Origin of the sequence: Perspicuibacillus lycopersici (genome assembly GCF_025660475.1) — a bacterium.
GTDB classification, from domain to species: domain Bacteria; phylum Bacillota; class Bacilli; order Bacillales; family Caldibacillaceae; genus Perspicuibacillus; species Perspicuibacillus lycopersici.
In genome coordinates this window covers 224,077-242,531 of sequence record NZ_JAOUSF010000002.1, presented here as the reverse complement: position 1 = coordinate 242,531, position 18,455 = coordinate 224,077, and the positions used below count along the sequence as shown (strand labels likewise).

Annotated in this window: 18 protein-coding genes; 15 read left to right on the top strand and 3 right to left on the bottom strand. The window is 36.1% G+C overall.

Features of this window, described 5'->3' with window-relative positions:
* Positions 1-88 precede the first annotated feature (88 nt).
* The 8 genes from OEV98_RS05310 (at position 89) to OEV98_RS05275 (ending at position 7,673) form a co-directional block, all read left to right on the top strand.
* Positions 89-970, top strand: coding sequence for a YitT family protein (locus OEV98_RS05310; protein ID WP_263072176.1), 882 nt, complete (start codon positions 89-91; stop codon positions 968-970).
* Positions 971-1,059: 89 nt separating this feature from the next.
* Entirely contained in the window at positions 1,060-1,365 is a 306-nt protein-coding gene (locus OEV98_RS05305) for a c-type cytochrome (RefSeq protein ID WP_263072175.1), read from the top strand.
* Between the two features lie 417 nt (positions 1,366-1,782).
* A complete protein-coding gene (gene ftsE, locus OEV98_RS05300) occupies positions 1,783-2,469 on the top strand; it encodes a cell division ATP-binding protein FtsE (protein WP_263072174.1) in 687 nt (228 codons plus the stop codon).
* Positions 2,459-3,355 (top strand): permease-like cell division protein FtsX, encoded by an 897-nt coding sequence (ftsX, locus tag OEV98_RS05295; protein ID WP_263072173.1) that lies wholly within the window; start codon positions 2,459-2,461, stop codon positions 3,353-3,355. The genes ftsE and ftsX overlap by 11 nt, the downstream gene beginning before the upstream one ends.
* 120 nt (positions 3,356-3,475) lie before the next feature.
* On the top strand, positions 3,476-4,729 hold the full coding sequence (locus OEV98_RS05290; protein ID WP_263072172.1) for a murein hydrolase activator EnvC family protein: 1,254 nt from the start codon (positions 3,476-3,478) through the stop codon (positions 4,727-4,729).
* Between the two features lie 514 nt (positions 4,730-5,243).
* Entirely contained in the window at positions 5,244-6,002 is a 759-nt protein-coding gene (locus tag OEV98_RS05285) for a GTP cyclohydrolase II (protein ID WP_263072171.1), read from the top strand.
* On the top strand, positions 5,995-7,092 hold the full coding sequence (gene ribD / locus OEV98_RS05280) for a bifunctional diaminohydroxyphosphoribosylaminopyrimidine deaminase/5-amino-6-(5-phosphoribosylamino)uracil reductase RibD (RefSeq protein WP_263072170.1): 1,098 nt from the start codon (positions 5,995-5,997) through the stop codon (positions 7,090-7,092). Before OEV98_RS05285 ends, ribD begins: the two co-directional genes overlap by 8 nt.
* 8 nt (positions 7,093-7,100) lie before the next feature.
* Entirely contained in the window at positions 7,101-7,673 is a 573-nt protein-coding gene (locus OEV98_RS05275; protein WP_263072169.1) for a 5' nucleotidase, NT5C type, read from the top strand.
* A gap of 138 nt (positions 7,674-7,811) precedes the next feature.
* On the opposite strand, the gene OEV98_RS05270 is transcribed toward OEV98_RS05275, so the two are convergent.
* Positions 7,812-8,531 carry a YebC/PmpR family DNA-binding transcriptional regulator gene (locus tag OEV98_RS05270; protein ID WP_263072168.1) on the bottom strand — a complete coding sequence of 240 codons (720 nt, stop codon included), beginning with the start codon at positions 8,529-8,531 and terminating at the stop codon, positions 7,812-7,814.
* Positions 8,532-8,961: 430 nt separating this feature from the next.
* Between OEV98_RS05270 and OEV98_RS05265 the strand changes: the two genes are divergently transcribed.
* The gene (locus OEV98_RS05265; RefSeq protein ID WP_263072167.1) at positions 8,962-10,413 is read left to right on the top strand and encodes a S41 family peptidase; all 1,452 of its coding nucleotides are present in this window, start codon (positions 8,962-8,964) and stop codon (positions 10,411-10,413) included.
* Positions 10,414-10,657: 244 nt separating this feature from the next.
* Positions 10,658-11,854: a PDZ domain-containing protein gene (locus OEV98_RS05260; protein WP_263072165.1), complete on the top strand. Its 1,197-nt coding sequence runs from the start codon at positions 10,658-10,660 to the stop codon at positions 11,852-11,854.
* A 654-nt stretch (positions 11,855-12,508) separates the two neighbouring features.
* Here OEV98_RS05260 and brnQ read toward each other — a convergent pair.
* Positions 12,509-13,861, bottom strand: a complete 1,353-nt coding sequence (gene brnQ / locus OEV98_RS05255) for a branched-chain amino acid transport system II carrier protein (RefSeq protein WP_263072164.1) — start codon at positions 13,859-13,861, stop codon at positions 12,509-12,511.
* Positions 13,862-14,093: 232 nt separating this feature from the next.
* Between brnQ and OEV98_RS05250 the strand changes: the two genes are divergently transcribed.
* Positions 14,094-14,414 carry an iron-sulfur cluster biosynthesis family protein gene (locus tag OEV98_RS05250; protein ID WP_263072163.1) on the top strand — a complete coding sequence of 107 codons (321 nt, stop codon included), beginning with the start codon at positions 14,094-14,096 and terminating at the stop codon, positions 14,412-14,414.
* Between the two features lie 77 nt (positions 14,415-14,491).
* On the opposite strand, the gene OEV98_RS05245 is transcribed toward OEV98_RS05250, so the two are convergent.
* Positions 14,492-15,256 (bottom strand): YwaF family protein, encoded by a 765-nt coding sequence (locus OEV98_RS05245; RefSeq protein ID WP_263072711.1) that lies wholly within the window; start codon positions 15,254-15,256, stop codon positions 14,492-14,494.
* A 473-nt stretch (positions 15,257-15,729) separates the two neighbouring features.
* Between OEV98_RS05245 and OEV98_RS05240 the strand changes: the two genes are divergently transcribed.
* From OEV98_RS05240 to OEV98_RS05225, 4 genes are all read left to right on the top strand, one after another.
* A complete protein-coding gene (locus OEV98_RS05240; RefSeq protein ID WP_263072710.1) occupies positions 15,730-16,671 on the top strand; it encodes a ring-cleaving dioxygenase in 942 nt (313 codons plus the stop codon).
* A gap of 88 nt (positions 16,672-16,759) precedes the next feature.
* Entirely contained in the window at positions 16,760-17,365 is a 606-nt protein-coding gene (locus tag OEV98_RS05235) for an alpha/beta hydrolase (protein WP_263072162.1), read from the top strand.
* Positions 17,366-17,387: 22 nt separating this feature from the next.
* Positions 17,388-17,984, top strand: coding sequence for a flavin reductase family protein (locus OEV98_RS05230; RefSeq protein ID WP_263072160.1), 597 nt, complete (start codon positions 17,388-17,390; stop codon positions 17,982-17,984).
* Between the two features lie 113 nt (positions 17,985-18,097).
* The gene (locus OEV98_RS05225; RefSeq protein WP_263072159.1) at positions 18,098-18,439 is read left to right on the top strand and encodes a metal-sensitive transcriptional regulator; all 342 of its coding nucleotides are present in this window, start codon (positions 18,098-18,100) and stop codon (positions 18,437-18,439) included.
* Positions 18,440-18,455: the final 16 nt, after the last annotated feature.

Below are 18,455 nucleotides of genomic sequence, written 5' to 3'. Positions count from 1 at the left end.
AATATAAGAAAACAATTTATTTTTCTGCTATTCGAAAGTATTCAAAAATGATTACTTATTGGATTAGCGATTAAAGGAGTACATCGCAATGAAAAGGAATCAACAAAATGTTGGAGTAAAAGCATTTGAAAAATTACTAAATTATTTGTATGTAATTATCGGATCAAGTATTGTTGCCATAGCCTTCAATGTCTTTTTATTACCAAATCAAATCGCATCTGGTGGGGTTAGTGGAATTAGCACCATTTTACATGGGGTATGGAATTTAGAGCCAGCCTATGTTCAATGGGCATTAAATATTCCTTTATTTATCGCAGGCATCCTTGTGCTTGGCTTTCAATTTGGAATCAAAACATTAGTTGGTACCGTCTTTTTACCTTTTGTCGTTTATTTAACGAAAGATGTAGAACCATGGACAATGAATCCTTTACTTGCATCGCTGTTTGGCGGAATCGGTGTAGGGCTTGGCCTGGGGATTGTCTTTCGAGGGAATGCATCGACAGGGGGAACAGATTTGGCTGCACAAATACTGTCTAAATACACTAATATATCTCTTGGTAAAAGTGTAGCAATAATTGATGGTCTTATCGTTCTTATGGCAATGGTTGTATTTGATATAGAAAAAGGATTATTTGCCTTAATTGGATTATTTGTAACAAGTAAAACGATAGATCTTGTGCAAATTGGTTGGAACCGTTCGAAAATGGTATTAATCATTACGAATGATGAAGAAGAGGTTCGTCAAACTATTCTTACGAAAATTGATCGCGGATTAACGAGAATCGAAGCATATGGAGGATATACAAATACACAACGGCCAATGCTAATGGCAGTTGTCGATCAAACACAATTTACGAATTTAAAACAAATTGTGAAAGCTATTGATCCATATGCATTTGTCATTGTAGTAGATGCATCAGAAGTATTAGGAAGAGGATTTACTGCCGCTAAAGAAGGACTTCCTAAATAATTTGGTAAACCTTCTATTATAATTTATACTTGTATTATCAACAACTGCTGGAAGTATGGAGTAGAAATACTGATAAATGGGGGCTAGACATGCTGAAAAAATGGTCGTACGTATTGCTAACTATTATTGGATTATTTGGATTGGCTGCTTGTAGCAGTGGTAATGAATCAAAGGAACCATTAACGGGAGAAGAACTTTTTGTGCAAAGCTGTGCGAGCTGCCATGGAGCAGACTTGAAATCAGGATATGCGGCAGATCTTGATCAAATTGGGACAAAATATACCGCCGAAGAAATCGAAGGGATTATTATCAATGGCTATAAAAAAATGCCAAGTGGTGTTTTAAAAGGCGAGGATGCCGAAAAAGTGGCACAATGGTTAGCAGAACAGAAATAATTACTTCTATAAAACCATGGGACAGACCGATATTTCCATTGGTTGGAAACAGTTACCAATGTTTACCATGGTTTTTTCCTCTATTTTCTTCTATTAATCCACAAATTTCTCATTTACTATAGAAGTACTGTGTAAAGATGACAATAATCGATAAAATTTGCCACTATTCTACTATAGCCATATTTAAATTTTTTTGTATAATGATATAGTAGTAACAAAAACGACAGAATTCTTTATTTTTTTACAATAAACAAAATAAATTTATGCGAGATAAACTGATTTGAAATATAAATGTAAAATTTTTTCATCTCATTTTGTCATTTTTTGATGTTATAATAGGAAATATGTAAAATGATGTACCGAAGAATAAACAACAATTGAGGAAATACGACAAAATTTAGATAAGGTGATTGATAAATGATAGTAATGAAAGACGTTTATAAAAGATATCCAAATGGTGTCGTTGCAGCTAATGGTATAGACGTTCAAATAGACCAAGGGGAATTTGTTTATGTTGTTGGGACAAGCGGTGCAGGTAAATCCACGTTTATCAAAATGATGTATCGTGAAGAAAAACCAACAAAAGGCACCATCGTAGTAAATGGCATTGATATTACGAAAATAAAAAATAGTAAAATTGCCCATTTTCGTAGAGGAATCGGTGTAGTCTTCCAAGATTTTAAGCTATTGCCGAAGCTAACGGTCTATGAAAATATTGCATATGCACTGGAGGTTATTGAAGAATCTCCAAAACTAATAAAGAAACGCGTAATGGCAGTTTTAGATTTAGTAAATTTAAAGCATAAGGCAAGAATGCTACCGGATGAATTATCTGGTGGGGAGCAACAACGGATTTCGATTGCAAGATCAATCGTGAACTCGCCTAGAGTAGTGATTGCCGATGAACCGACAGGGAATCTGGATCCTGAAACAACTTGGGATATTATGAAAATCTTTGAGGAAATCAATTCAAGAGGAACAACGGTAATCATGGCCACACATAATAAAGACATTGTAAATACAAGAAAACATCGTGTTATTGCTATTGAAGAAGGCATGATTGTTCGCGACGAGCAACGAGGTGAATACGGATATGAAATTTAGAACAATCGGGCGTCATCTGAAGGAAAGTTTAAAAAATATTGTCCGCAATGGCTGGATGACTTTCGCCTCAGTAAGTGCTGTTACTGTAACGTTAGTATTAGTTGGTGTGTTCTTTATTATTTTAATGAACTTAAATCAAGTAGCCACTTCCATCGAAGAGGATGTAGAAATTAAAGTATTAATTGATACAACTGCTACTGATGCAGATCAAGAGAAGTTAACACAACAAATAAAAGATATATCTGAAGTAGGTTCTGTTACGTTTTCCTCAAAGGAAAAGGAATTAGATGCATTGATTGATAGCTTCGGTGAGGATGCAGATTTATTTAAACAATTATATGAAGAACGTAACCCACTAAACGCGGCCTTTATTGTAAAAACAAAAGACCCGTTAGATACAATGAAAGCAGCCGAAAAAATTGAAAAATTAGATTTTGTTTATAAAGTGCGTTACGGACAAAATGATGTAGAAAAGCTATTTGACATTATTAAGGTTAGTCGAAATGTTGGTATCGTTCTTATCATTGGTCTGTTATTCACAGCAATTTTCTTAATCTCAAACACAATTAAAATAACAATTGTTGCCAGAAGAAAAGAAATCGAGATTATGAGATTAGTAGGTGCTACGAATAGTTTTATCCGCTGGCCATTCTTTCTAGAAGGATTATGGCTAGGTATTTTAGGTTCGATTATTCCAATTACGGCAATTATCGTCCTTTACAAAGAAATTAGTACATTTTTAGAGCCGAAATTAGTAGGGAACTTTATTCAAATATTAGACTTTAATCCGTTTGCATACCAAGTAAGTGGTATATTGCTGCTAATTGGCTGTGTTATCGGTGTTTGGGGAAGCTTAATGTCGGTTCACAAATTTTTAAAGATATAAATCATTCGTACATTCATGGGGCAGGTACTCCCTTGCCCCAATAAAATAAATATCCAGCTTATTCATTTACATAAGCTAATTTCTCTAACGCATGTATAAAAAGGAAAAGGAGGAAGCAGGTTGAAACGTAAATTAGGCTTAATCGTGTTAATGTTGACTATTGGTTTTGCAACTACGTTGAGCAGTTCAATTGCTGAAGCTTCGAAACTATCAGACCTTGAAAACAAAAAAGAAGAGCTAGATGAAAAGAGTTCTGATGTTGAATCAAAATTATCTGAAGCACAAGAAGAACTAGAAAAAATCAATTCTGAAAAGGAAACTTTAGAATCGCAGCTAGCGACTCTTGAAGGTGAAATTAAAGAAAAAGAAGATGCAATTGCTGCAAAAAATAAAGAAATCGAAGATAAAAATGCAGAAATTGAACAGCTTAAGGTAGAAATAAAAGAAATTGAAAAACGAATGAAGCAACGTGAGGATTTATTAATGGATCGTGCACGTGTACTTCAAGAAACAGGTGGATCCATCAGCTATCTTGAAGTATTGCTTGGATCAAAAAGCTTCACTGACTTTATCAGCCGCGTTTCGGCAGTATCAACTATTATAGAGGCAGATAAGAAAATTTTAGAAGAGCATAAAAAAGATTATAAGACGGTAGAAGAGAAAAAAGAAACAGTAGAAAAAGATAAAGAGAAATTAGTATCTTTAAAGGAAGAAATAGAAAAAGATAAATCCCAATTAGAAAGTAAAAAGGGAGAAATGAATGATCTTATCGCAGAACTACAAGCGCAAGCAAAAGAAGCGGAAGAGCATACAATGGATTTACAAGAGCAACAGGAACTAATTGCTGCACAGGAAGCTGCAATTAAAAAAGCAATGGAATTAGAACAACAAAGAATTGAAGAAGAAAAGCGCAGACAGGAAGAAGCACAAAAAAATCAAGATGGTGGAAACCAAGCACCAGCTGTACCAACATCTAGTGGCATCTTTATGCGTCCGGCTGCAGGATATGTATCATCTGAATTTGGTGGTCGTTGGGGCACAACTCACTTCGGTCTAGATATTGCCAACAGTAAAGGAACACCAATATATGCAGCAGCGGCAGGTGTAGTATCACGATCCTATTTATCAAGCTCCTACGGAAATGTTGTATTTGTATCGCATTATATCGACGGACAGCTATACACAACCGTATATGCACATCTAGACAGTAGAGGTGTATCCGAAGGACAAGTTGTTCAAAAAGGTCAATATATAGGTGCAATGGGAACTACAGGCGATTCAACTGGTGTCCATCTTCACTTCGAAATCCATGAAGGTGAATGGAACGGCTCCAAATCGAATGCAGTTAACCCTAGAAAATATCTAAACTTTTAATATATATTTTTAAGATTTGTATTTATTGAAACGGAGATTGCTAGTAATAAGCAGTCTCCGTTTTTGTTTTAGGGAAATGAGTGGTCATTTCCCTAAAATGGGGTGTTCCTGGAAAAATGAGGTGTAGTTCCTGGGAAATGGAGGGCAGTTCCTGGAAAAAGTGATAAAGTTGGCGAAAATAGATGAGCAATTCCTAAAAAAAGCGAGACAGTTCCCGGAAAAATGGGAGTAGTTCCGAGAAAAAATATGGTGGGGTTCCTGAAAAAAGCGAAGCAGTTCCCGAAAATAGTGATGCCTCCCACAACAAAATACATACTGTACAATTTTTGTATAACACTAATACATAACGATTAGGAGTAATCATTTGATAAAATTCATCGTGCGTTGGTACAATATTAATTGACCGAAATATAAAGGTGGAAAAAAATGTAATTTACCAATTAAGGTAAACATGGGGAAATCCATTCTGGAGAATATCCATATAATACAATAAACATAAAATGAGGGATTATACATGGCAACAACAAAATTTGACACTAAAGTGTTAAGTATTTTAGAAAATAAAATTCAATTAATTAATACGAATTCCGGTGGCATTTATTTAGTTGGTCCGATTAAATTACCGGTTAATTTATATGGGGAAACGGTTAATTTTAAATGGTACTGTTGGTTGAATTGTGACGAGGTGACAGAGGATTACGAGAAGATAATTGCGAAGCTATCTTCAGCGAATTTAGCGGAGCATCAGCAATCAAGTGTGTTAGTATATGGTGACTTTGAGTATGACGAAAATACGTTAATTCGTATGCATTCTATTTGCCATACTGGGGATATTTTCGGAAGTAAGAGATGTGATTGTGGCTTCCAATTAAAACAATCCATGAAAATGGTAGTCGAAAATGGTTCAGGAGCGATTTTCTATTTAGCGAATCATGAAGGACGTGGAATTGGTTTATTCAGTAAAGCGATGGCTTACATTCTTCAAGAAAATGGTTACGATACAATTGAGGCAAACGAACAGCTTGGATTTGCAGATGATTCACGTAATTATGATGATGCTATTCGTGTGCTAAAAGCTTTACGGCAAAAACCGGTTACATTAATAACAAATAATCCAAGGAAATTAGATGCATTAAAAAATGCGGGGATGCCAATTTCCGGTAGAAAATCATTATGGGGAGATGTCTCCCAATATAATGAAAAATACTTACAAACAAAGGTGAAGCGTGCTGGGCATTTAAAGGAAGAAGAGGGGAACTGCAATAATGACTAGTCATGAGTTCTATATGGATTTAGCATTAAAAAATGCGCAAGCAATGAAAGGGCAAACAGATCCGAATCCGTTAGTTGGAGCAGTTATTGTAAATGATAATCGGATTGTTGGCGTTGGTGCCCATATGAAGGCTGGCGAACCACATGCAGAAATACACGCACTTCGTATGGCTGGAAATAAAGCAAGAGGAGCCACTATTTATGTAACGCTCGAGCCTTGTTCCCATCACGGAAGAACAGGACCATGTGCAGAAGCACTTGTCGCTGCAGGTGTGAGAAAGGTTGTTATTGCCACACTTGATCCGAATCCGATCGTAGCAGGTAATGGGGTAAAAATTCTTCAAGAAGCGGGAATTGAAGTGGAAATTGGTGTTCGTGCGGAAGAATCACGAAAAATGAATGAAGTTTTTAATAAATATATTGTGGAAAAGCAACCATTTGTTACATTAAAAGCTGCGACAACATTAGATGGAAAAATCGCAACCTATACAGCACATAGTAAATGGATTACTTCGGAGCTAGCAAGAGAGGATGTCCATCAATTACGAAATGAAAATCAAGCAATTCTTGTAGGAATTAACACTGTACTAAAAGATAATCCGCAATTAACTACAAGGATTCCAAATGGACGAAATCCGATTCGGATAATATTAGATTCGAAATTGAGCATTCCATTGGACGCACATGTAGTAACGGATGAACAAGCAGAAACATGGATTTTTACGAGTAACGAATTTGACAGGGAAAAAGAGAAAGTATTGAACAGCAGAGGGATAAAGATTTTTTCTACTACTAGTCAAACAACCGTTAACACTCAGGAAGTTATCACCATTTTAGGAGAAAACCAGATTTCTTCTTTATTGATAGAGGCAGGGGGAACGGTGAATGCCTCGTTTTTCGAAAATCAACTAATAGATAAAGTCGTAGTCTATTTTGCTCCAAAATTAATAGGTGGTGCAAATGCTCCTACCTTTCTTGAAGGTACAGGGTTAGAACAAATGAGTGAAGCGATTGAATTGGCGGATGGAAGTTTTACACCAATCGGAAAGGACTTTAAGTTTGTTGGTTATCCGATTTATAAGAATGGATGAGGATGATAATGAAATTTGGTTTTGATATTGATGATACGTTAATCAATTTACGGGAGCATGCTTTTCACATTTATAATAAAAAACTAGGGAAAAACATTCCAATCGAAACATTCCATCAGATAGATCGTGTGGAAATCCACGAGCCATTTGGTTTAACTGATGAACAGGGAAATGCGATGTGGAATAATACATTAGAGGATATTTATTATACATTTTGCCCACCATTTCCAGATGCAGTAGAAACATTACAGGCATTGGCAAAACAAGGGCATGAAATCTATTATATTACCTCACGGCCAAAAGAGCATGGAGAACGGACAAAGGAATGGGTAAAAGCACGGGGATTTCCAGTCGAGGATGATCGTTTCTTTTATGGGATGGAAGATGAGGAGAAGGTGGATTTCATTAAAAACCTTCAATTAGATTATTATTTTGATGACAAACCGAAAGTATTGAATACTTTATTGAAGGAAAATACAAAGGTTTATGTAAAGGATCAGCCATATAATCGAAATGTTTCCCTTCCAAGAATTGTCCATTGGAATGAGTTAAAGAATATTATTGGTAATGGAAAACAATAATTACGTGGCTAGAATTCTACAAAAGGTAGATAAGAAATAGACTATTTGCTTACAAACAAAATAAAGGAATGAAGACAACAATATTTTGGTATAAAGAAACTCGCCAATAAATCACTGGCGAGTTTTTTCACAAATAGATTATTCTCCTAAATCAACATTATGGTACACTTGCTGCACATCATCTAAATCTTCTAGTACATCAATTAATTTTTCAAATTGAGCTTGAGCCTCTTCGTCTAATGTTACTTCACTTTGTGGTAGCATTGTTAATTCAGCGACAGTAAATTCCGTGATTCCCGCAGCTTTTAATGCGGATTGAACGGCATGGAATTGATCTGGTTCAGCATACACAATAACAGCTTCTTCTTCTTCCAAAATATCACGTACTTCTACATCTGCTTCCATTAAAATTTCTAATACTTCGTCAGCAGATTTTCCTTCCATCCCAATAACTGCAGTTGCATCAAACATATATGAAACAGAACCACTGACACCCATATTTCCGCCATTTTTACCAAATGCGGCACGAACCTCGGAAGCGGTACGGTTTACGTTATTTGTTAAAGCATCAACGATTACCATTGAACCATTTGGACCGAAGCCTTCATAGCGAAGCTCATCATAGTTTTCATCAGAACCGCCTTTTGCTTTTTCAATTGCGCGATCAATGATATGTCTTGGTACATTATAGGTTTTTGCACGTTCCAATACGAATCGTAATGATTGGTTTAGTTCTGGATCTGGTTCGCCTTGTTTTGCGACAACATAAATTTCACGACCGAATTTAGCATAAACACGGCTCGTATTTTTATCCTTTAATGCTTTCTTTTCTTTAATATTATTCCATTTACGTCCCATTTTTTACACTCACCTTTAACTGAAATGTCTATTGCCAGCACCGCCTCAGTGCTGCCTTTTTATTTTATATCGAAGAAAAATCTACTTACCAAAAGTAATTTTATCAAAAGAAAAAGAAGCTACGGAAAAAGTATTAAGTAAATGACTGTAAAAAGCATAGAAATAACACCGTTCTTCTAGATAAAGAGAAAAATGGTGCAATCACACAAATATTATACAACAAAAAGTCTATTATTTGCTAAGAACTTGGAAAAAAAACCGTGAATATGCGGGTGGCTAATATAAATCATAACTTGTCCTTCGTCATCATATAGTGAAATAGGACATCATTTTTAGCAGATTTGGGAAGTTGTAGGCATCTTTCATTTCGCACCAATAGTTCAGTCGTTCGAATATGAAAGAGGGCATCCATGTAGGAGGAGGACAAGTTATGAAGAAATCTTGGATTATTGGATTAATGATAGGGTCGATGCTAGTTGCATCTAGTGGTACATATGCCAGTATGAAATGGTTTGATCAAACGAGTAGTGAAGAAAATACAGAACAGTATTTTCAACCATCTGGAGAGGGAACAGAGGCTATTGACTTATCCAAGGTAGAAAAAGCCTATGAGCTTATTCAAAATGCTTATGTGGAAGAAGTAGAGGAAAAGGATCTTGTAGAAGGGGCAGTACAAGGGATGCTCGCTACATTAGATGATCCTTATTCTGTTTATATGAATGAGGAAAAAGCAAGCCAATTCAATAGCTCGCTCGATTCATCGTTTGAGGGAATCGGTGCAGAAATTAGTGAGCTAGACGGGAAAATTATTATTGTGGCTCCATTTAAAAACTCCCCTGCAGAAAAGGCTGGTTTGAAACCATATGATCAAATATTAAAAGTAGATGGGGAAGATGTAACGAATTTTGATTTGTATGATGTAACATTGAAAATCCGTGGTAAAAAAGGGACAAATGTCCTGTTAGAGGTACAACGGGAAGGGTTAAGTGAGCCGATTGCAATCGAAGTGAAGCGGGATACGATTCCAATGGAGACCGTCTATTCCTCTGTCATGAAAAGTGGTAATGCAAATATTGGCTATATCGAGATTACTCAGTTTTCAAGAGAGACAGGCAAGGATTTTATTGCCCAGCTAAAAGCGTTAGAGAAAAAGAAAATTGAAGGATTGATTATCGATGTTAGAGGTAATCCAGGAGGATTGCTCTCCAGTGTTGAGGAAATTGCTGGCGCATTAGTAACTGATCAAAAGCCGATGCTTCAAATCGAGGGAAGAGATGGGCAACGGGAACAAGTTTATTCGAAATTAAAAGAGAAGAAAGACTATCCAATGGTAGTGCTAACGGATAAAGGAAGTGCTTCAGCTTCAGAAATTTTAGCAGCTGCATTGAAGGAAGGAGAAGGTTATTTAACCATCGGAGAAAAGACCTTCGGCAAAGGAACCGTTCAGCAGCAAGTAGATTTAGGTGATAATAGTAATATTAAGCTAACGATGTATAAATGGTTAACACCGGATGGTAATTGGATTCATAAGGAAGGAATTGACCCAGATATTCATGTACTTCAGTCTGACCTGTACCATCTCCATCCAATTCAAGTCGAAACAACATTATCACGGGATATGAACAATGAACAAATAAAAAATGCCCAAACCTTACTTAAAAGCATTGGATTCGAACCAGGAAGATTGGATGGCTATTATAGTGAAACAACCGAGGCTGCCGTTAAAGCATTTCAGCAGCAAAATGATTTACCGGTGACAGGAACGATTGATAAACAAACAGCAGAAGCGATGGAAGCTAAAGTGGTAGAAGAATTAAATAATCAAAAAAATGATCGACAATTACAAACTGCATTGAAGTATTTTCAGTATGGGAAAAAATAATAGATAAAAAGATACGACCAATAGCGAAAGTGGATAAGGGATGTCTAAGATGACAAATCCTTATCCACTTTTATGTTTATCGGAGCAGTGGAAGTAGTAGAAAATGAATATATTTTATTAATCCATAGGTTTTTTACAATAAATTTGGTAAAATAAAAGAAAGCTCTACTCAATTCAAATAAATTAATAGAATATTTACATAACATAATTTCTGGTGCCCTGCACCAAAGGAGGTGCATGTTTCGTGGAGGCTACTACCATTTTGCTAGAAATAGCAATAGGGATAGGAAAACTATTTCTTCATCCATTGCTTTATCTTGGCTTAATGTATTCTCTTTATTTAGGCTATCTGCGCGTTAAGCGGGAACGAAAAAACTTTCATATTCGCGTACAGGATGGTTGGTTTGAGCTGCGGACCTATTGGAAAACGGGACTATTATTGGGGCTGATTTTTTCCATCGTTATTTGTTTAGTCGGCTATACCGTACCATTTGCATTTATTGTCACAGCTGGTATATTGACTTTGTTATTTTCCCTTTGCTTTAAACCTAGTATTCTATCTTCCGCCTACACCGCTGGTATAACTTTTTTTGCCATCATGGCTATCCAGTATTGGCAAATAAAAGTTCCGTATTTGACGGATATTTTTGCAGTTGTTCCAACCGCAATATTACCAGGAGCTGCATTTCTTACTGGTTTACTACTATTAATAGAAGGTATTTTAATTTATCGCAACGGCTCGAAGCATACTTCACCAAAAATCATTCGTAGTAAACGTGGGTTAAAGGTAGGGATTCATGAATCGAAACGGCTATGGATGGTTCCACTGTTATTTTTAATTCCAGAAGGTACACTTTCTGTCCCATTTGACTTTTGGCCAGTCATTCCGATTCATAATGAAAGTTTCACAGTTTTATTTATCCCATATTGGTTCGGTTTCGGCCAACAGATTCGTGCAATGCTTCCAGCTGTAGGCGTTCGGAATACTGGAATGCGAGTTATCCAATTAGGTGCAGTAATAACCATTATCGCGGGAGTAGGGTTTTGGTTCCCAATTGCTTCTGTAATAGCAGTAGCAGTCGCTATAATTGGACGAATACTCGTATCAATCGCACAACGAATTCGCAACAACACACAAGCATTTTACTTTTCCAAAAGTCAGCCAGGAATCGTTGTCTTGGATATTATTCCAGATTCCCCTGCAGAGAAAATGCATATACAAATTGGCGAAGTTATTAAAACCGTTAATGGAATCGCGATTAATAATGAACAAGAGTTTTATGGTGCGCTGCAACGAAATCGCGCATACTGCAAACTCGAAGTAATCGACATCAATGGCGAAAACCGTTTCGCCCAACGTGCCCTGTACGAAGGAGAGCATCATGAACTCGGCGTTATCTTTGTCACAGAAGAGAAGCAATGGGAGCAGGATGTGGGGTAAATGTTATTTTTCATAATTTATCAGAAACTGTTCAAAATTTACTGGAATTATTCTCATAAGTTATCGGAATAATTTTCATAAACATCAGGAATAAACGTTCCATACTTTAAGCGAGAGATATCATTATCTCTCGCTATTTAATAGGAGGTAATTAATGGAAAACGTTCCCTATAATGGATTGACTCAATTGCTCCTGATATGGCAACCGGTCCATTTGATGTTTATTTAGTGGGTAAAGACAGCGGATTGATAACAGAGTATGTTTGTTGGGTTTCAGATGAACTTAAAGAAGATGATAAATTAGTATACACCGTTCTTGATAATTTTTTCCGATTAATTATGAAGAATCCTTTATTTTGGTAGAGTATTAACTTTTATATTCTGGATAATTATGAACATAACTAATCATATTATCCTTGACATACCAACACTACATTCCGATTAATTTTGAAAAATAATCGTAAATACGTATTAAATATCCCTTAACATGTTATGTTAAGGGTTTTCATTTCAATAAGATAATGATAATTACCTGCATATATGCTTTAGACTATGAGAGCAGGAAGTATTAAAAAAAACCGCTAATTAACGGCGGTTGACAAAATTAATCGTCAATCAACCCTACTAGCGGGTTTTTTATGAAACGATAGTAGTTTACTGTTTCTGTTTGCTTGTTTGCATACGAATAATCACTGTTGTTATGCAGATTACTAGGATTGCTGGCAAAAACCAGCCAAGTCCTTGCTCATAAAATGGAAGATACTCTTCATATAAAGAAAGAACTGGTTGCATCCAATGAAAATAATCAATCGCTAATGATTGGCATAACGATTTTAGTCCGTCAAAAATACTAATCAAAAAAGTTACAGCAATTGTCGATAAATAAACGATTCGAGCATGGTAAAAAAGTGGTGATAAAAACGTTAAAAGCATTAATACAATTGCAAGTGGATAAAGGAACATCAACACTGGAACAGAGAATACAATAATATTTGCTAAGCCGAAATTAGCGATAACAAAGGTCGATACAGAAAAGAATACTACCAATAGTTTATAGCTGATTTTTGGGAAGATGGTATGGAAATATTCCGCATTAGCGGTAATTAGACCGATTGCTGTAGTTAAACAAGCTAGAAAAATCACAAGTGCTAATAATAGTGAACCAAGCTTCCCAAAGTAATAGGAAGCCGCCCCGCTAAGCACAGGACCTCCTGTTGCAAATAATCCTAAAGACTCTACACTTGTTGCCCCTAAATAAGAGATCCCAATATAAATCAGGGCGAGTAGACCGATAGCAACTGCACCAGATTTAGCAGAAGCTTGCATAATCCCTTTTTTGCTTGTTAACCCGATTGCCTTAATCGAATTAATGACAATGATTCCAAACACAAGAGATGCAAGAGCATCCATTGTGTTATAGCCTTCCAAGAATCCTTTAACAAACGATCCGTTTTCATAGGATTGCTGTGGGCTTGAAATTTCCCCCATCGGATGAAGGAAGGAAACAGCTAATAATATAAAAATTAGGATGACGAGACCAGGTGCTAAAATTTTTCCAATATAATCGACGATTTTTGCAGGTTTCAAAGATAGGAAAAGTGTAATCCCGAAAAACACAATCGTAAAAATGAAAAGTCCAATGTCTTCATATTGCTTTTCAACAAATGGTGCAATTCCTACTTCATATGCAACCGTGCCAGTCCGAGGTGCTGCGAAGAATGGTCCGATAGTTAAATATAATAGGGAAGTAAAAAAGATTCCATACAGTGGATGGACACGACTCGCTAAATCCTGTAAATTATTACTTCCGGAAAAACTCATCGCAATGATTCCAAGTAATGGTAACCCGACTCCAGTAATCAGGAAGCCGCTAATCCCTAACCAAAGATTGCTACCAGCCTGTTGACCAAGCTGTGCTGGAAAAATTAAGTTACCAGCACCGAAAAATAAGGCGAATAACATGACGCCAATTACAACATAAGATTTTATGGATAATTTTTCATTCATAATAGTTCCCCCGAAGCGGTATCATTCCGTTAAATATCTGAAAGTTTTTAATGATTAAAAGTTATTTTAATATAATAATAGATCTTGTCGAAATTTGCAATATATTTATAGGAATCTTTAGACGATTCTCTATCGCGAGTAAGTTGTATTATTTCTTTAAAAGAACAGAAAGTGCTACACTAAATCTATAATAGTTTAGTGAAAAAATATAATCGGTGAAAGGATGTCCAATATGGAAATTACGATAACTGATCGTGCAATCGAGGAATTAAATAAACAAATTGCTGAAAAGGAGGGAATGGTAAAAATTCATTTTGATGATGAAAATTGTGGCTGTGCTGGTGGAGTACCAGTGCTTTGGCATGTAAACGAGCCGAACTTAGAAAATGCAACCATTTATAAGACGAATGATCGCCCAGTATTTATCAATAATACACAAAAGGTATATTTCGATGAAGTACTAAAAATTGACTATTCCGATTCACTCCATAGCTTTCAATTAAAAAGTCCGCAGCAAATATTAAATCCGGTTATGCCATTAGTCTTAAAATAATGTCGAAAGAAGCTAGTTATAGGAATTATATGTTTAGACAAAACGGAACAATCATCAATATTAGTGATTGTTCCGTTTTATTTCTCGATTGGATATTTTAAACCGATATGTGCAGTATGTTTCTTTTTTTTACGAAAAAGCAACCATAAAATAATACTAAATCCAATGAGAATTCCTTCCAACGATAAAATGTACCAAGGATACGGTCCTAAAACATCTAATAAGCTTGCACTTGTTGGTTTGTAGCTCAAAAACATATAATTACCGTTGACCACAGTATTGATATACATTATGAATGGCAAAAGCAGATTTAGAAAGAGAAACACCTTTACAATCGACCATATGGTTGGCCGGTAGCCTTTATTCCACGTGTAGTAAAGCGCAACCCAGATCAGCAGCATATGTGACAAAAAGAAATGAAAGAATCGAGTATGTGGAAAATCGAAGGCTAATACAGGTGTTATAAGTGCTTGGGTTGCACCTAACAGGGCGGTAAAAAAAACAAGTTCATAAAATATTTTTTTCTGGGTGAAAATCAATAACAAGGCTAAAAATAATGTGATACTGCATAGTTCTAATGGAAGCGATTGGCTGAGGAGCCATATACCATTTGCATAGGACCAAAGTTGATAGAATAATTCCAAGCCGATTAACAAAAAAGCAATCATGTATTCCAGCCTTCGCGAAGGAAAGAAATTATTCGTTCTAAAAACATAAAGGCAGGCACAACTGATAAGAAAAAGAAATAGGACAAATAGATGACTAAAAGAAAAAGGGCTAAAGGAATAAAGACTATAATCAATACCGAATATCCCCACCGGTAATCTCCCTTCTAACAGCATTTGTAATGGATGCATCATTTATACTGTACCATGTTCTCCTAAGTGAAAATATACAAATTTTCGAAAAAATAGTACTGTACACCTATACTTTTTACCAATTTTTATTGGAATTGTGGGAGATTGACAAGAACAAACGGAAGAAGTATAATTATCTCGAATTAAAGATATATTTAGTCGAAATAAAAGTAAGATTGATATTGTTTTAAGGCAGTTTTCTAAAGGATTGTTATTATTTCATGAGATAAGAATTATTATATGAAGCGCTGAGCAGACTGAATACACGGAAACTCCCGCTCGCCCGCAGGAAAGCGGAGTGTATTCAGTCTGCGGTCTTTTTACAAATAGCAACAATCTATATGAACACACCCTTTTTTAAACATATATCTCGAAATAGAGATAAATTTTACTACAGAAATTTTTAACAAGAAATATCTTCATTTGTTAGGAAATTCTATTATGAAAAGGAGCGAAAAATAATGAAGAAAACAACAGGAATTCACCATATAACTGCAATTGTTGGCCATCCTCAAGAAAATGTAGACTTTTATGCAGGTGTACTTGGGATGCGCTTAGTGAAACAAACGGTAAACTTTGATGATCCGGGTACCTACCATTTTTACTTTGGAGATGATGTTGGAAACCCAGGAACAATTATTACCTTTTTTCCATGGGCAAATGCCTATAAAGGAAGAATCGGTGATGGCCAAGTTGGTGTCACAACCTATGCAGTACCGGTAGGAAGTATGGAGTTTTGGGAGAAAAGACTTGCGAAATATGCGATTCCATTTCGAAAAGCATTGCGCTTTGGTGAACAATTCCTCAAATTTGATGACCCACATGGCTTACATTTAGAATTGGTGGAGCGCGCCTATGGTCCAACAAACCAATGGACATTTGGTGAGGTAACACCAGAGGTAGCCATTAAAGGCTTTGGCGGCGCGATACTATATTCTGCCTATCCAGAAAAAACATCCCAGCTTCTTGAAGAGTTAATGGGTCTAGAGAAGGTCGGAGAAGATGGCGATTATATTCGTTTTCAATCAAACAGTGAAATCGGCAATATTGTCGATATAAAAATTACACCATCCGGTAGTAGAGGCAGAATGGGAGTAGGTACCGTCCATCATATTGCTTGGCGTGCAGAAGATTTAAACGACCAGCTCAATTGGCAAAAGCTGCTAGCTAAAAATGGCTATGGAGTAACTGAAATTAAGGATCGTAATTATTTTACCTCAATTTATTTCAAAGAGCATGGAGAAATTTTATTTGAAATAGCAACAGATCCTCCTGGATTTGGCATTGATGAAGCATATGAAAAAATGGGAGATGAATTGAAATTACCACCTCAATATGAGCCAATCCGTGATAGAATTGAGGGAGTGTTATTACCATTTAAAGTGCGAGAGTTGGATTAAAATACAGGTTAAATACGTGTAAGAAATAGATATTTATAGCGGGAACAGCAGCTAAAAACAAAAGCAAGAAATGAAAGGGGAAAAAAGTATGAAACATATTTATCAAAAAGGTGCAGATTCCACACGACCGACCTTGCTATTATTGCATGGAACGGGTGGCAATGAGCATGACTTAATTCCATTAGCAGAAATGATTGACCGTAATGCTTCTTATCTAAGTGTGCGCGGAAATGTTTTAGAATATGGAATGCCACGTTTTTTCAAACGTTTGGCAGAAGGTGTATTTGATATTGAGGATTTAATCGCGAGAACAAAGGAATTGAATGAATTTCTAGATGATGCTGCAAAAGAATATGAATTTGACCGAAATAATATTGTAGCAATTGGTTACTCCAATGGCGCGAATATTGCAGGTAGTTTACTATTCCATTATGAAAATGCACTGAAGGCAGCGATTTTACATCATCCAATGGTTCCTAGAAGAGGGATCGCCCTACCTAATTTATCTGGAAAAAATGTATTTATTACAGCAGGAACAAACGATCCAATTTGTCCTTCAGAAGAATCCGAGGAATTGAAAGCATTGCTAGAAAAAGCAAACGCAACAGTAGAAATTCATTGGGAAAATCACGGTCATCAATTAACTAGAAGTGAAGTAGAAGCAGCAGCTAGTTGGTATCAAAAGCTAGTATAGCGCGATTTGGGAGGGAGTTTTTGTGATAAGTATCGATCCTACCATGCAGACTGAACGGGAAAATTATAAGCTATTAATTGGCGGAATTATTCCACGACCGATTGCATTTGTCACTTCAATGGCTGTTGACGGCACGATAAACGGTGCACCATTTAGTTATTTTTCTATTGTATCTTCCAACCCACCAATGATTTCTGTAGCAGTCCAACGAAAGAACGGGAAGCAAAAGGATACGGCAAGAAATATTAGCGCAACGAAAGAGTTTGTAGTGCATATTGTAGATGAAGAAAATGTTGATAAAATAAATGAAACTGCAGCGAGTCTTCTACCAGAGGAGAGCGAATTAATCCGAGCAAAGCTTACCCCGACACAAAGCGTGAAAATTTCCGTTCCAGGAGTCGAAGAGGCAAAAATGCGGCTGGAATGTATACTGGAGCAATCAATGGAGATAGCTGGTAATACGGACTTAATTATTGGCAAAATTGTTCATTTCCACGTCCATGAGCAAATATATAGCAACGGTCGCATTGATCCTAGAGGGCTATCAGCGGTCAGTCGTTTAGCAGGGAATAGCTATGGTAAAATAGGGGATATATTTGATATAGAAAGACCGAAATAGTTCCTCCTATACTAAATAAGGTAGGTTAAGCTAAGAACAAATAAACAAATTCTTAGCTTATACTTTACATAGGGTAGGGGGGTATGCTATTATGTATTTGAGGAGGGAAGTTAATGGAACATAATGAACATGTCGATAAATTACAGGAAGAAGAGTGCTGCACTTCATCCAATGAACGGAAGAGTCATCATTCCGAGCAAACGAAAAAGAATTTAATTACCCGTTTAAATCGAATTGAAGGACAAATACGTGGAGTAAAAGGCTTGATTGAAAGGGATACTTATTGTGATGATGTGATTACACAAATTTCGGCAATTCAATCGGCATTAAATGGTGTTTCGAAAATCCTTCTCGAGGGTCACCTCAAACATTGTGTAGTAGAAAGAATTCAAGAGGGTGACACAGAAGTACTGGATGAATTTTTAACAACAATCCAACGAGTAATGAAAAAATAAATAATGTAAAATACTT

Bases quoted from the DNA above. Each gene is read 5' to 3' on its own strand.
- ribD (WP_263072170.1), top strand. From the start codon at position 5,995: ATGACTAGTCATGAGTTCTATATGGATTTAGCATTAAAAAATGCGCAA.
- ftsE (WP_263072174.1), top strand. From the start codon at position 1,783: ATGATAGTAATGAAAGACGTTTATAAAAGATATCCAAATGGTGTCGTT.
- OEV98_RS05305 (WP_263072175.1), top strand. From the start codon at position 1,060: ATGCTGAAAAAATGGTCGTACGTATTGCTAACTATTATTGGATTATTT.
- OEV98_RS05235 (WP_263072162.1), top strand. From the start codon at position 16,760: ATGAAACATATTTATCAAAAAGGTGCAGATTCCACACGACCGACCTTG.
- OEV98_RS05270 (WP_263072168.1), bottom strand. From the start codon at position 8,531: ATGGGACGTAAATGGAATAATATTAAAGAAAAGAAAGCATTAAAGGAT.
- OEV98_RS05250 (WP_263072163.1), top strand. From the start codon at position 14,094: ATGGAAATTACGATAACTGATCGTGCAATCGAGGAATTAAATAAACAA.
- OEV98_RS05245 (WP_263072711.1), bottom strand. From the start codon at position 15,256: ATGCTGTTAGAAGGGAGATTACCGGTGGGGATATTCGGTATTGATTAT.
- OEV98_RS05285 (WP_263072171.1), top strand. From the start codon at position 5,244: ATGGCAACAACAAAATTTGACACTAAAGTGTTAAGTATTTTAGAAAAT.
- OEV98_RS05265 (WP_263072167.1), top strand. From the start codon at position 8,962: ATGAAGAAATCTTGGATTATTGGATTAATGATAGGGTCGATGCTAGTT.
- brnQ (WP_263072164.1), bottom strand. From the start codon at position 13,861: ATGAATGAAAAATTATCCATAAAATCTTATGTTGTAATTGGCGTCATG.
- ftsX (WP_263072173.1), top strand. From the start codon at position 2,459: ATGAAATTTAGAACAATCGGGCGTCATCTGAAGGAAAGTTTAAAAAAT.
- OEV98_RS05225 (WP_263072159.1), top strand. From the start codon at position 18,098: ATGGAACATAATGAACATGTCGATAAATTACAGGAAGAAGAGTGCTGC.
- OEV98_RS05310 (WP_263072176.1), top strand. From the start codon at position 89: ATGAAAAGGAATCAACAAAATGTTGGAGTAAAAGCATTTGAAAAATTA.
- OEV98_RS05275 (WP_263072169.1), top strand. From the start codon at position 7,101: ATGAAATTTGGTTTTGATATTGATGATACGTTAATCAATTTACGGGAG.